The following is a 14105-nucleotide window of genomic DNA, read 5'->3' as shown; positions in this document are numbered from 1 at the left end:
AGGTTAAATGCCCGCTCGTGCTTCTAGCATAAGTTTACGCATATCAGCTACAGCCGTATGAAGGCCATCAAACGCGGCGCGAGCAATGATAGCGTGGCCAATATTAAGTTCGATTAACTGAGGGATAGCCGCAATAGGCTTAACATTGTGATAGTGCAAGCCGTGACCTGCATTCACTTTAAGCCCTAAGCTATTGGCATACTCGATACCTTCAACTAAACGCGCTAGCTCTTTATGCTGTTCTTCTTCGCTGGTGGCTTCTGCATATTGGCCTGTATGAATTTCGATGTAAGGGGCGTTACATGCTGCGGCCGCGTCAATTTGCGCTTTGTCTGCATCAATAAATAACGACACCAAAATGTTAGCATTAGCGAGTCGCTCGCACGCCGCTTTGATGTTTTCAAAATTCCCTGCTACATCAAGACCACCTTCGGTAGTCAGCTCTTCGCGCTTTTCTGGTACTAAGCAACAAAAAACAGGCTTCACTTCTTCGGCAATTGCCAGCATTTCATCGGTTACCGCCATTTCCAAATTAAGTCGGGTATTAATGGTCTGCGCTAAAATGCGTACATCGCGGTCTTTAATGTGACGGCGGTCTTCACGTAAATGAACAGTAATGCCGTCTGCACCTGCACGCTCGGCAATATCCGCTGCGTGCACTGGATCTGGGTAATGCGTACCGCGCGCATTGCGCAGCGTTGCAATATGGTCGATGTTAACGCCTAATAAAATCGTGCTCATTTCACCACCTAACCTGTAAGAGCGATAGAAGAGGCCTGCTCTTCCTGTTTAATACGTTGCTTTAAGGGTAAAAATACCCTTTTAAGGAAAGTCGCAATTGTAGCAAATTTTTTTGTAGAACGTGCTTATTAAGCGTTTGAGTTAAGAGAAAATAATTTAATGCTATTACCGCGGTTTGGGCATAAAAAGCTCGCGGCTTTTAAGTGGCTTTTCACCAATTAGCGGCTTCAGCAAGTCCCGGCAAAGCACCTTAGCCACTTTTTTACTAAGCGGCGTAAATTCCCCCTGTGATAAACTAAGCAGCGCTAGTCCAGGAAAGCCTCGCATACCGCGGGGACCAGCCATATCGTCAGGCAGTCGCACGAACCCTGCGTCTATCTGAAAATGATAACTACCGGTTTCTTCTATGGGCAATTCGTACTCGACGTCGGTGGTGAAGTCGGGCAACAACCCCATTTCATCAAGTAGTGCAAATTCGAACTGACGTAAGGTCACTTCTATGTCGCTTTCATCTCGAAGAGACAGCAGCGCATTTTCATAAGCGTTGTGAACGCCATCGCTGGCAAGCCCTGCCGGCATAATGCGATTAGTTAGCTCGTTAACGTACATGGCGCAAAATAACGCCGTGCCCACTAGGTTGATAGAAGGCGAAACGCTTTCAACGTGACGTAAGTTTTTTAACTCTGACTTACCGCTTAACTGTAAACGAAGATGCTGAAAAGGTTGAAGCAGGCTTTTCTTGTCAGATTTACTATTCTTCACCCCTTTCGCTACCGCACTAACACGCCCTTCTTCTAGGGTAAAAAAGTCAACAATATAGCTGGTCTCCCTGTAAGGGCGTCTATGCAGTACATAGGCATTTAACCATTCATTATTCATTGTTGCTCACTGTGTTTTGATTGTGGCCAAAGTGTTACCGCTGGCAACGTTAATATCAGCTGCGCTTAATTCGTACCACTTTCATGGTTTCAAACTCAATGCCAGCCACCTCTTCAACGTGGCGATAGTAGGTTACGTTCACTCGCGCGCCTTTTAAGCTTTGGTATTGCTGTTTACGCCGATAGATAAAAGGGACATCAATACCTTCTAGCATAATGGTGTGGCGTACCCAGTCGCTGTCTTTCTCTTCCCGCTGAACGTGGGAAATCACTTTAGCATTGTCGGTTTGATTCAGCTGACTATGCTTTTCCACCAGCTTTTGTCTTTCGCTTTTCACCTTTGCCTCTTCTTTCCTACTTTGCGCTTATCGTCTGTTAGGGTTATTGGCTTTTTTCTGCGTGTGAGCTTACTTCTGCTAACGCGCTTCTATTTGCTCGACAATAAGTTGCACGGTTTCCTGACCGCGAAATACGTTGATATCAAGTCGATAGGCAATATGCACGCGTTTGACCATGGCATTCGGCCATGATTTTAAATCAACGTTGAACGCAATAGCATCGACCTCGTTAGCACCGTCACTTTTCAACACCATTTTTAAGTGCTTTTGGCCAACTAAGCGCTGGTCAAGTAGTGCAAATTCACCATCGAATAGCGGTGATTCAAAGCCCTGTCCAAACGGACCTGCTTGACGCAGTAAATGCGCAAAGGGTAAACACAGCTCTTTCGATGACAAGTCACCGTCGGAAAGTAAAGCATGATTTCCATCAAGCTTTGCCATGTGCGCTCGCGCAATATCAACAAAAGCCTGCTCGAAGTCTTGAAGCTTAGCTACGGGCAAGCTTAATCCAGCAGCCATGGCATGCCCGCCAAATTTTTCGATAACGCCAGGGTAGCGCGTATTAACTTCATCAAGTACATCGCGAATGTGCACGCCAGGAATTGAGCGTGCCGAACCTTTAATAATCTCGTCGTCTTGATGGGCAAAAGCGATAACAGGCTTAAGATATTTCTCTTTCAAACGCCCTGCCACAATACCAATAACCCCTTGGTGAAAGTCTTCGCGATAAACCACCAGTGCGCTTGGCATATCGCCTTCATCCAGCGCCATTTGCTCTAGTACGGTTTCCGCTTGTGCTTTCATGCCGGTCTCAATTTCACGGCGTTCTTTATTAAGCGCATCGAGTTCCGCAGCGATCATTCGCGCTTGAATGGTTTCATCTTCTAATAAGCACGCAATGCCTTGCGACATGTCGTCTAATCGACCCGCGGCATTAAGCCTTGGCCCAACCACAAAGCCTAAGTCAGTTGAGGTTAAGTGAGCGCAATCGCGATTCGCTACTTCGACCAATGCTTTAATGCCAGGTCGACACTTACCCGCCCGAATCCGCTGAAGGCCTTGATGAACTAAAATTCGGTTGTTTTTATCCAGCACTACTACATCGGCCACGGTGCCAACCGCAACAATATCAAGTAGCGACGCTAGGTTTGGTGGCGCTAACCCCGCTCTTTCAAAATGCCCTTGCTGCTGTAACTCGGCTTTAAGTGCTAGCATGATGTAAAAGGCAACGCCAACGCCAGCCAAATTTTTAGACGGGAATTCACAGCCAGGTTGGTTAGGATTTACTATCGCATCAGCAGGAGGTAGAACATCGCCTGGCAAATGGTGATCGGTAACAACAACCTGCATTCCCAACGACTTTGCATGGGTCACACCGTCAATACAGGAAATGCCATTGTCCACTGTGACAATAACCTCTGCGCCCTGTTTGGCAGCTTCATCCACAATAGGCACGCTAAGTCCGTAACCAAAGTCAAAGCGGTTAGGTACAAGAAAATCAACGTTGTGATAGCCCATGGCTCGAAGCGCCAATATACATACCGATGTACTGGTTGCTCCGTCGGCATCAAAATCGCCCACAATAATAATACGTTTATTTTGCACAACAGCATTGGCGAGAATTTGCGCGGCCTGCGGCATGCCCTTCAAAACATTGAAGTGTGTTAGCCCTTTTAGACCATTCTCCAAGTCATCTAAATTCGCAATATTACGACCGCGATAAATTCTATCGATAACAGGATGTAAGTCGGAACTAAGCGAGGCGCCGGTAACCTCACGGCGAACAATAGGCAAAATCATGAAATACCACTAACCAATACTGTAAATGCAGTTGTCGATGCCAGTTCAAATAGGCTTTAAATAAAAAGACTGGAGTCGGGACACTTGATAATTAGTGCAGATTCCAAGTAAACGCCCGAGTGAACTGCAAAGCAAAACTGTACGAAAAAACGCTAGAAAATATGAGGACGAATCATACCGCAGAAAACAAAAAAACGCACAAAGCGTGCGTTTTTATCATATATAAGGTTAAGGACTGAATGGCTATTCAGCTTCCTCCAATGCTTTAGCAAGCAACGCAGCTGGCTGATAACCAGGAATCAATGAACCGTCTGGCAGTACGATATTTGGCGTGCCATTCACGCCTAATTTTTGACCTAACATGTACTGCTCTGCCACTTTATTTTTACAGCTTGCGCTAGCTACGTCATTACCCGCTTTAGCTTTAGTTAACGCTTTTTGCGGGTCTTTCGCACACCACACCGACACCATATCGTTGTAGTTTTCACTGTTTAACCCAGAACGTGGAAACGCAAGGTAGTGTACGGTGATGCCCGCATCGTTTAGTTCATCAATCTCTTTGTGAAATTTACGGCAGTAACCACACGTAATATCAGTAAATACGCTTATTTCATGCTTTTCGTTTTTGGCCTTAAACGTAATAGACGATGATTCCATCTCTTTTACGCCTTCTTTGCGCAGCCCAGAAAGTGCCAGCTCTGTTTCGTTACGCATCTCTTCATCAATGTTAAAAACACGAGCCTGAAGCAGATACTGCCCGTTTTCACTTACGTAAAATAAACCGCGGTTTGTTGATACCTGAACCAGCCCTGATACTGGAGAGTCAGCAATAGTTTCTACATCTAACCCTAGCATTGAGGTTAATTTATCACGGATAGCCGCTTCATCAGCCGCTTGCGCACTAAGCCCTAATAGAGAACCTGCCGCAACTACACTGGCTAACAATACTTTCTTTACTGCTTTCACTAAATACTCTCCATTTTGCCATTTAAGTTCGCTTGTACTTACTGGCTTAACATGCAACTGCTTGAATCGGTATCTTTCCATTTAAAGCAATTGCTAAAAACTTTTACATTCATAACGTTCAGACCGTTAAACTTAGCAAAAAATTGCACGTTAAACGCTAATTTTCTTTTAACCTCAGTACATTTAACGTCAACATTTAAACTCAGCCGCGTTAAAGCACTAACGGAAAATGTATTTTCTAAACGCTTTGCATGGCTCGTATCCTACCATAGACCTTTTTATTTTATATACGTCGTCACTGAGCCTCGTCGTATACAGCCCCCAATTTATAGCATTCTTTATTTGTATATTTAGCCAATTTAGCCACGTGGGTGATGACTGTGGATTAAAGTTTGAAGTCGCTCTGTCGCAACATGGGTGTATATTTGAGTCGTTGACAAATCGCTGTGCCCCAATAGCATTTGTACCACACGTAAATCAGCACCGTGATTCAAAAGGTGTGTCGCAAAGGCATGACGCAACGTGTGGGGAGAAAGGTGCTGCTCAATTCCCGCTTTCACCGCATAGTATTTAATGCGATGCCAAAATGTTTGGCGCGTCATTTTCTGTCCACGCTTGCTCAGAAATACCACATCAGAAGCTTTACTGGCGAGTATCGGTCTTGCTGTTTTAATATAGGTCAGCAGCCATTCTATTGCATCTTCACCAAGGGGCACTAAGCGCTCTTTATTCCCTTTACCCACAACCCTAACTACGCCTTGCTGAAGGCTTATTTGATCCATTGTTAACCCAATAAGTTCACTTACACGAAGGCCGGTTGCGTAAAGCACTTCAAGCATGCTCTTGTCCCGACATTCAATAGGGTCGTCGGTAAGGGGGGCATTTAGCAAATCTTCAACTTGTTGCTCACTGAGTGAAGAAGGCAAAGCTTTGGGTGTTTTCGGATTAGACAGCGCGGAAACTGGGCTATCAACGCGAACCTGCTTACTAATTAGGAATACGAAAAACGCCCGGATAGCGCTAAGCGCACGTTGGGTGCTGCGTGTGGACAGCCCCTTGTCGTGACGATAGGCTAAATAGTCCTGAAGCTGCTCAGTGGTCAGCACAGCGATATCTTTTACGCCTTGATTGTTGCTGAAGATAGCAAGCTTAGTAAGGTCGGTGCGATAGCTCTGCTGAGTATGATCGGACAGTCCTTTCTCAAGCCAAAGCATCTCGATAAAACCATCGATATGCGCCTGACTCGCTGCAGGCACATAAGTTAACTCACGTTGAGTTTTTGCCATCTAAAAGCCACGCTTTTGCTTAATCAGCTCGTAGGCTGATTGAATATCTTGCGCTTTCTTTTTCGCAATTTCCATTGCCTGTTCAGGTAGCCCTTTAGACACCAGCTTATCTGGGTGATGCTCAGACATGCGCTTCCTGTAGGCACGCTTTATTGTCTTTTCATCGTCGGATGCCGCCACACCTAATATGTGATAGGCATCATCTAAACTTTGCTGTTCTGAATAGGCTGATTGGCTGTGCTGACGTTGACCTGAATGAGTGCGTTGTCCTGAGCCAGAGTTAGACCGCTGCCTAAAGCGTATTTCAGCTTCATACATTGAAATTAGATAATCTAAATCACGACGCCTAAAGCCTAGTGGCTTCGCTACTTTTTCAAGTACGTTGTATTCTTCCTGTGAAAGCTGACCGTCGGCGAAAGCGGCTTGAATAAGAATCTCTAAGAATACTTGAAGAATATCCCGTCTACCGTGGCTGGCGTCGTAAAAACCTTTCAACGTATCGACTAAAGGAAAGTCTCGCGCTTTGCCTTCTCTAAATGCATCCTGAGCTTCACGACGGGCATCCCCAGTTAAACGCATCTCGTCCATTAATGCTGTGGCGATTTGAATTTCTCTGTCCGTTACTTTGCCGTCAGACTTAGCAAGATGGCCTAACGCACTAAACAAACTATGAAAGAAAATAGCTTGCTGCTTCAGATTGTCCTGATCGGTAAAAAAGCGCCCAAAGCCGCCTAGCTGATTGAAGTCTTGGCGATAGGCTTTATCAAAAAAGTGCCCGACTAACAGCCCTAAGATCGCCCCAGGTATTTTAAGAAACATAAAGCCGAACAAGGCGCCGAGGATTTTTCCCCAAATTGACATCGCGTCATACTCCGTTGGTGCACTGTTTAGAAAGTTGATGTTACTGTAGTGAAATCACGCCGTGCAGAGCGCGTTATACCAATCATCATATCAAATACATAAGTTAATTAACTAGGGCTTGTGCAGCTTGAAATCAAGCTTACTGCCACTAATTGCCTCCGTCTTTGATGTGTTGTGCATATAAAAGTGCATTTTTTTGTCTGAATGGTTGGTAATTACGACAGAAGTGCTTAGAATTGAGCGCTTATATGAATAGTAATAGCGAGTGAAAGCTACATTAACTCTTTGCCAAGAAGTAATGTGCATTATCACTGTTTTTTTAAACGTTATGTCGAACTAACCGAGACGGACGTCGTCTTACTTGGGTTTAAAAGCAACATACAACAAAACAGGCCGCCCATTAACGCATGAAAAACACCTGCGCCATGCTTGTTTCCGCGACTCTTTTGCCTACAGTCGCGTTTGCACAGGAAACGACAGCTTCAAATTCTAAACCAACGTCAGATGCAGCCCCTCTTGCATTCTGCTCAGTCGAACCTGTTACTTTCAGTAGCCAGGCATTAATGCCCAAAGGCCACGTTAAAGTTGAAGCTAACCGTACTGAAATTATCCAAGATACCGTAGCGCTGTTTTCTGGTAATGTTGATATCACGTCAGATACTGCGGTAATTAGTGCATCTCAAGCACAAATTAACGGAAGTGGCAGAGACCTTATTGCGAAAGGCGACGTAACGTATCAAGACTCGCAGTTAAAAGTAGAAAGTGATGCCGTGACCCTTCGCTCTGAAGAAGAGCGCTTAGAAATGCAAAATACCCGCTATCAGCTGACGGGTTTTGTGGGTCAGGGAGCCGCAAAAGATATAGTATTAGATACAGACACGGGAATTGTGCTCAAAGAAGTTAGCTTCACTACGTGTCCTGAAGGCGATGAAGACTGGCTAATACGCGCCAGTGAAATTAGTTTGGAAAAAGGGACCGTATGGGGCCAAGCCAAACACACACGCTTCTACATTGCCGATGTTCCAGTGTTTTATTTACCGTATTTTGCGTTCCCTGTTAGCAACGAGCGCCAAACGGGCTTATTGTTTCCAGAGTTAACCAGTTCAAGCAGAACGGGCGTCGACTATACGCAGCCTTTTTACTGGAACATTGCCCCCAACTATGACATGACCATCTCACCGCGATTGATGACCCTTCGCGGTCTTCAGCTGAATACTGAGTTCCGTTATCTAACGGAGCGTAGCCAAGGCAAAGCGTACGTGGAGTACTTGCCGAGCGACTCAGATATTAGTGGGAACCCTGACCGATATTTTTATCGCTTGGAGCATCAAGGGCTTATAGCTGACAACTGGTTACTAAACGTTGATTTCAACGGATTAAGTGACGACAACTATTTAGTTGACCTTGGTTCAGATTATTATAGTCGCGCTGACACCCACCTATATCGTAGCGTTGGATTAAGTTACTACTCGCAAAATCTATCCGTAAATATGCAGATAAAAGATTTTGAAGTACTGGGTAATACTGCAGATAGCTATCGCGCCGTACCTGAGATCAAAATCAATTACAACAAAGCGTTAGGTGAATATCTAGAGTTCAACCTAGACTCAGAAGTCGCACACTTTGACAATACTCTCGATACCGCTCCAACGGCTACTCGTTTTCACGTTGCACCTACTTTAGCGGTGCCGCTTCGCGCAGCATGGGGTGAACTTGTCGCAGAAACCACGCTTTTTCAAACGGTTTATCAACAAGACAATGTTGAAGGAACTGACTTAAAAGAAGATGTTGAACGCACATTAGGACAAGCTCGCCTTTATGGCGCATTATACTTTGAAAGGGATAAATCGTGGTTCAGCGACGATATGTCGATGACTTTAGAGCCAAAGATTCAATATCTTTATACATCGTATGAAGACCAAACTGCGATTGGATTCTATGACTCAACGCCGCTGTTAACCGACGTTGAAGGATTGTTTAGAGGTCAGGAATTTACTGGCCTTGATAGAATAAGCGATAACAACCAAATCACCCTTGGCGCGACCACACGCATGTTGGATAAAAACAATCGGGAACAATTTGTTCTTAGTGTGGGTCAGATATTCTACCTTGAAGATAACAAAGTCATTGCGGCAACCAAGAATCAAGATCGTTCAGCGCTCGCCGCTGAAGTGGATTGGCGCTTTAATAAAAACTGGTTCTTCCATTCTGATGTGCAAGTGACCACTGACACAGACAAAGTTGACTTAAGCAGTGTGGGTATTGAATACCGCAAAGATGATTCGCGCTTTATTCAATTAAGTCATCGCTATGTTCGCGATCTCAGTGGTGAAACCATAGATCAAATTGGTATTTCGGCAAGCTGGCCTATTTCTGAAAATTGGCAGTGGGTTGGCCGTACTTACCGAGATCTTGAACGCAATAGAAGTGTAGAAACCTATGCAGGTATCCAGTATGAGTCATGCTGTTGGGCGGTGCGATTAGTTGCGCAGCGCAGTCTGAACAACCGTTACAATGCTAGCGGCGAACAGACAACAGACGATTTTGATTCTGGAATATCGCTACAATTTATTTTCAAAGGCATCGGGTCATCTGGTACCCAAAGAAGCATGCTTCAAGACGGTATGTTTGGCTATCGTCAGCCTTATAGTTTAAATTAACCCGCAGTTGAGCGCTTACAGCGCTTAAATGCAATCAACCAATAATAAAAGAGTGTGTATGAAGTTCATTATCCGTGCATTGATGTTAGGTGCCCTACTCTCGTTTAACAGTGTTGCGCAAGAGGTCATGCTTGACCGCGTGGCCGTAATTGTTGACCAAGGTGTTGTGCTTGAAAGCGAAATTGATGCCCTTGTACAAGACGTTAAACGCAAAGCAGAAGCTAATAATCAACAGCTACCGTCAGATCGTGCGCTTCGTACACAGGCCATTGAGCGTTTAATCACTAAGAGCCTTCAGCTTCAAATGGCAGAGCGTATGGGTATTCGCATTAGCGATCCACAGTTAGAGCAAACCATTAGCAACATTGCAGCGAATCAAAATGCAACGATTGAAGAACTTCGTGCCCAATTAGCGGCAGAAGGTATTGCATACGATGATTACCGCGAAGACATTCGCGAAGAAGTTATCATGGGTGAAGTTCGCCGTGCTAACGTACGTCGCCGTGTTTATATTACACCTCAAGAAATTGAAACCTTGATTGACCTGATGGAACAGCAAGGCGCTACTCAAGCTGAATATCGCTTAGGTCACATTCTTATTGGTTTCCCGCCAGAGCCTACAGATGAAGATATTCAATCGGCACGTGAGCGTGCAGACAAAGTCATTTCACTATTAGAGTCAGGATCTGATTTTGCTAAAATCGCCATTGCGTCATCATCAGGTAACGAAGCGCTCGAAGGCGGTGACATGGGCTGGCTTAACATTAACGCCATGCCGACGCTTTTTGCTGAAGCTATTCAAAACAAAGACAAAGATGCTCTTGTTGGTCCTATTCGAAGCGGTGCAGGCTTTCATATCCTAAAAGTATTAGATACGCGCGGTATTGAGAAAGTCACGGTGGAAGAAGTAAACTCTCGCCACATTCTTGTTAAGCCGTCAATCATTCTTAGCGAAGACAAAGCTAAAGCCATGCTAAACCGCTTCAAGGAAGAGGTGAAAAATGGTGAAGCTGATTTTGCAGAGCTAGCTAAAGAGCATTCAGAAGATCCTGGTTCAGCCCTTCGCGGTGGCGAGCTTGGCTGGTCGGATCCAAATAATTACGTGCCTGAGTTTAAAGACGCACTTGCACAGCTTGAGCCTGGAGAATTTAGTGAACCTGTTCGTACCGTGCACGGCTGGCATTTAATTCAGCTTATTGAACGTCGTATTGATGACGCTACCGATAAGCGCAAAGAAGATAAAGCTTACCAGCTTATCTTCAACCGTAAATTTTCAGAGGAAACCGAGAACTGGTTACGTGAGATGCGTGATGCCGCTTACGTAGAAGTTGTCGACTCGTAACAATAAGTTATTCATGAGTACACCAATTAAAATAGCAATAACGCCGGGAGAACCGGCAGGTATCGGGCCAGATTTGATCATAAAACTGGCCCAGGAAGCATGGCAAGCGCAGCTTGTCGTGTTTGCCGATGGCGAAATGCTCAAAGCACGAGCAAGCGCCTTGGGGCTGCCATTAACGCTAATCGATTACGATGCCACTAACCCGCAAATTCAAGATGCGGGTTCGTTGTTTATAAAGCAAATAGATAAATCCGTTGACGTTACGCCAGGCGAACTTGATAGCGAAAACGGGTTATACGTAGTAGAAACTCTGCGCCAGGCGTGTCAGGCAAATATGGATGGCGACTTCGACGCCGTCGTTACCGGCCCCGTACACAAAGGCATTATCAACAAAGCAGGGGTATCATTCAGCGGTCATACTGAGTTTTTTGCGTATCAGTCCAATACCATTGATGTGGTTATGCTTCTGGCAACTGAAGGTCTTAATGTAGCGCTTGCCACCACGCATATTCCCCTTGAGTATGTAGCGAAAGCTATCACCCGAGAGCGTCTTCATAAGGTCATTCATATCATCAACACCGACCTTAAATTGAAGTTTGGCGTTAAAGAACCTCACATTTATGTGTGTGGCTTGAACCCTCACGCGGGTGAAGATGGTCACATTGGCACTGAAGAAATTCATACCATCATTCCGGCGCTTAACGAACTAAGAGAAGAAGGCTTAAAGATCACAGGCCCTCTACCTGCAGACACCATATTTCAACCCAAATATCTGGAAAATGCTGACGTAGTGCTGGCTATGTATCACGACCAAGGCTTACCCGTGCTAAAATATAAGGGTTTTGGGGCTTCAGTGAATATCACGCTAGGGTTACCTTTCGTTCGTACATCGGTAGATCACGGTACTGCATTAGACTTAGCAGGAACAGGTGAAGCCGACGCCGGTAGTTTCAGAAAAGCATTGGAAAAAGCCATCGAGCTTGCACATCATCAACAATGAGTAAAACACACTTAGGCCATACGGCCAGAAAGCGATTCGGACAAAACTTCCTTCACGATGATTACGTGATAGGCAAGATTGTTGCGGCCATCGCGCCAAAAAATGAACAAAACCTGGTAGAAATTGGACCCGGTTTAGGCGCATTAACAGATCCTGTTTGTGAAGAAGTAGATGCACTCACAGTCATTGAGCTAGACAGAGATCTTGCTAAGCGATTGAGACACCATCCATTTAACGGCAATAAGCTTACGGTTATTGAACAAGATGCAATGACCATGGACTTTGGCGCCCTTTCTAAAGAAATGCCAGTCAAAGACAAAAAGCTTCGCGTATTTGGTAACTTGCCCTACAACATTTCGACACCATTAATGTTTCACCTTTTTGATCATGCTCACTGCATAGAAGATATGCATTTTATGCTTCAAAAAGAAGTGGTAAACCGCTTGGCAGCAGGACCAGGTTCTAAGAATTACGGCAGGCTTTCCGTTATGGCGCAGTATTACTGCCACGTCATTCCGGTACTCAATGTTCCGCCAGGTGCCTTTAAGCCACCCCCGAAGGTTGATTCTGCAGTAGTGAAGCTAGTGCCGCATCAGGCTCCGCCAGTAGACGTTGAGTCTGTAAATACGCTTGAGCGCGTCTGTGCACAAGCGTTCAACCAGCGCCGAAAAACCATTCGCAACTCGCTGAAAGACAGTTTAAGTGAAGAGGAGATCCGTGAGCTAGGTATCGATCCTACCTCTCGCGCAGAAGTATTATCACTTAACGATTTTGCCACAATAGCAAACGCTGTGTCGGCAAAAGAGCACCAACAAGAGCAGTAAGTTCTCTATGGATGTACTTGATATTAAGGTGCGGGTGAAAACCCGTCACCTTCCCGACCATCTTCCGTCAGATTCAAAGCAATTTGCCTTCGCGTACCACATTACGATTGAGAACAATAGCGACCATACGGTGCAACTACTCAGTCGCTACTGGAAAATTACCGATGCAAATGGCAAGACATCAGAAGTTGAAGGTGATGGGGTTGTAGGCAAGCAACCTATCATGAAAGCGGGCGAGCATTTTGACTATACCAGTGGCGCTGTCATTGACACACCGGTTGGGAATATGGAAGGCTACTATGTAATGGAATTAGAGAGCGGCGAGCGTTTTCGCGTTCCTATCGACGTTTTCCGATTAGCCATTCCAAGTATTCTTCATTAAGGTTTCTATGTCGCAAGGTAACACGTACGTCATTGGTGATATACAAGGCTGTTACGATGGTCTTCGTCGCGCGTTAGATAAAGTAAAATTCGACGAAGAAAACGATACGCTACTCGCAGTAGGTGATTTAGTTGCTCGAGGAGAAGATTCTTTGAGCACATTGCGCTTTTTAAAGTCTCTCGGCAGCCAGTTTAGCAGTGTTTTAGGAAACCACGACCTTCACTTACTTGCCGTTGTAAACGGCATCCGCAAAGCAAAAAAATCCGACAAATTAGAGCCTCTACTTAATGCTTCAGACTTGGCCGAACTTATTGACTGGTTGCGTCAGTTCCCGTTGGCAATGAAGTTAGATGAGCAATCAGTAATGGTGCATGCTGGACTCTATCCTAAATGGTCTATCGATGAGTGCGTTTCACTTAGTGACGAAGTTAGCAACATCCTAAAATCCGACAATTACGCTGCATTTCTTTCAGAAATGTATGGTAATAAACCCAACAACTGGTCAGATAAACTTAAGGGTGATGAGCGACTGCGTTTTATTGTGAATGCGTGTACGCGCATGCGTTTTGTTCATACAGATGGCACACTCGATTTTGATAACAAATCTCATCCCAGCGCAGTATCCCACAGCACTAGTAGCACGTTAAAACCATGGTTTGAAGTAGAGAATAAAAAGCTCGGTGACGATCAACGAGTGGTATTTGGGCATTGGGCAGCTCTGTCGGGCCAAACAAACAGTCATCAATTTATCGGCTTAGATACAGGCTATGTTTGGGGGCAAAGCATGACTTTGCTAAACCTGAACTCCGCTTCGCTTGTGAGTGTTTCTGCCTAAAACCAGAGTTTACTGGCTCCGCAATTATCCAATTCGCACATATTTACGTGTATAATTTTACCCACCAACTGGTATTACCAGTTAAACTTTCTACACTTAAGTGCTAAATAAAATAAACATTAAGTTATTGTAGCCGATACACTTACTTACGATAGTAACGATAATGTCTCATTATCTACTCAGTAATTAAGC

13 protein-coding genes are annotated in these 14105 nt (G+C 45.0%); 6 read left to right on the top strand and 7 right to left on the bottom strand.

All coding sequences use genetic code 11. The features are described 5' to 3' along the window. Nucleotides 1–3: 3 nt before the first annotated feature. The 7 genes from pdxJ to djlA form a co-directional block, all read right to left on the bottom strand. Complete coding sequence (pdxJ, locus tag NO989_RS16370; RefSeq protein ID WP_278711980.1) at nucleotides 4–741, bottom strand: pyridoxine 5'-phosphate synthase; 738 nt, start codon at nucleotides 739–741, stop codon at nucleotides 4–6. Nucleotides 742–906: 165 nt separating this feature from the next. Then, nucleotides 907–1620, bottom strand: coding sequence for a DNA repair protein RecO (gene recO, locus NO989_RS16365; protein ID WP_342340344.1), 714 nt, complete (start codon nucleotides 1618–1620; stop codon nucleotides 907–909). Nucleotides 1621–1675: 55 nt separating this feature from the next. Further along, nucleotides 1676–1957, bottom strand: a complete 282-nt coding sequence (locus NO989_RS16360) for a hypothetical protein (RefSeq protein ID WP_014997360.1) — start codon at nucleotides 1955–1957, stop codon at nucleotides 1676–1678. A 78-nt stretch (nucleotides 1958–2035) separates the two neighbouring features. After that, nucleotides 2036–3757 carry a single-stranded-DNA-specific exonuclease RecJ gene (gene recJ, locus NO989_RS16355; RefSeq protein WP_171338340.1) on the bottom strand — a complete coding sequence of 574 codons (1722 nt, stop codon included), beginning with the start codon at nucleotides 3755–3757 and terminating at the stop codon, nucleotides 2036–2038. 243 nt (nucleotides 3758–4000) lie between these two features. Next, nucleotides 4001–4723 carry a bifunctional protein-disulfide isomerase/oxidoreductase DsbC gene (dsbC, locus tag NO989_RS16350; protein ID WP_171338363.1) on the bottom strand — a complete coding sequence of 241 codons (723 nt, stop codon included), beginning with the start codon at nucleotides 4721–4723 and terminating at the stop codon, nucleotides 4001–4003. Nucleotides 4724–5082: 359 nt separating this feature from the next. Next, nucleotides 5083–6009, bottom strand: a complete 927-nt coding sequence (gene xerD / locus NO989_RS16345) for a site-specific tyrosine recombinase XerD (RefSeq protein ID WP_014975697.1) — start codon at nucleotides 6007–6009, stop codon at nucleotides 5083–5085. Next, complete coding sequence (gene djlA, locus NO989_RS16340) at nucleotides 6010–6870, bottom strand: co-chaperone DjlA (RefSeq protein WP_014948312.1); 861 nt, start codon at nucleotides 6868–6870, stop codon at nucleotides 6010–6012. A gap of 407 nt (nucleotides 6871–7277) precedes the next feature. Between djlA and lptD the strand changes: the two genes are divergently transcribed. Genes lptD through NO989_RS16310 form a run of 6 tightly spaced genes read left to right on the top strand, consistent with a single transcriptional unit; the run spans nucleotide 7278 to nucleotide 13913 of the window. Beyond that, nucleotides 7278–9530 (top strand): LPS assembly protein LptD, encoded by a 2253-nt coding sequence (gene lptD, locus NO989_RS16335; RefSeq protein WP_014975696.1) that lies wholly within the window; start codon nucleotides 7278–7280, stop codon nucleotides 9528–9530. A 28-nt stretch (nucleotides 9531–9558) separates the two neighbouring features. After that, complete coding sequence (gene surA / locus NO989_RS16330; RefSeq protein WP_269719571.1) at nucleotides 9559–10872, top strand: peptidylprolyl isomerase SurA; 1314 nt, start codon at nucleotides 9559–9561, stop codon at nucleotides 10870–10872. A gap of 13 nt (nucleotides 10873–10885) precedes the next feature. Continuing rightward, on the top strand, nucleotides 10886–11872 hold the full coding sequence (gene pdxA / locus NO989_RS16325; protein ID WP_014975694.1) for a 4-hydroxythreonine-4-phosphate dehydrogenase PdxA: 987 nt from the start codon (nucleotides 10886–10888) through the stop codon (nucleotides 11870–11872). Further along, a complete protein-coding gene (gene rsmA / locus NO989_RS16320) occupies nucleotides 11869–12696 on the top strand; it encodes a 16S rRNA (adenine(1518)-N(6)/adenine(1519)-N(6))-dimethyltransferase RsmA (protein ID WP_014948308.1) in 828 nt (275 codons plus the stop codon). Before pdxA ends, rsmA begins: the two co-directional genes overlap by 4 nt. A gap of 7 nt (nucleotides 12697–12703) precedes the next feature. Continuing rightward, nucleotides 12704–13078, top strand: a complete 375-nt coding sequence (apaG, locus tag NO989_RS16315; RefSeq protein ID WP_014948307.1) for a Co2+/Mg2+ efflux protein ApaG — start codon at nucleotides 12704–12706, stop codon at nucleotides 13076–13078. Between the two features lie 7 nt (nucleotides 13079–13085). Continuing rightward, nucleotides 13086–13913, top strand: coding sequence for a symmetrical bis(5'-nucleosyl)-tetraphosphatase (locus tag NO989_RS16310; RefSeq protein ID WP_156085947.1), 828 nt, complete (start codon nucleotides 13086–13088; stop codon nucleotides 13911–13913). Nucleotides 13914–14105: the final 192 nt, after the last annotated feature.

Source organism: Alteromonas sp. DY56-G5, assembly GCF_041414725.1.
Taxonomy (GTDB): Bacteria; Pseudomonadota; Gammaproteobacteria; order Enterobacterales; family Alteromonadaceae; genus Alteromonas; species Alteromonas macleodii.
This window is presented reverse-complemented; position numbering and strand designations above follow the sequence as displayed.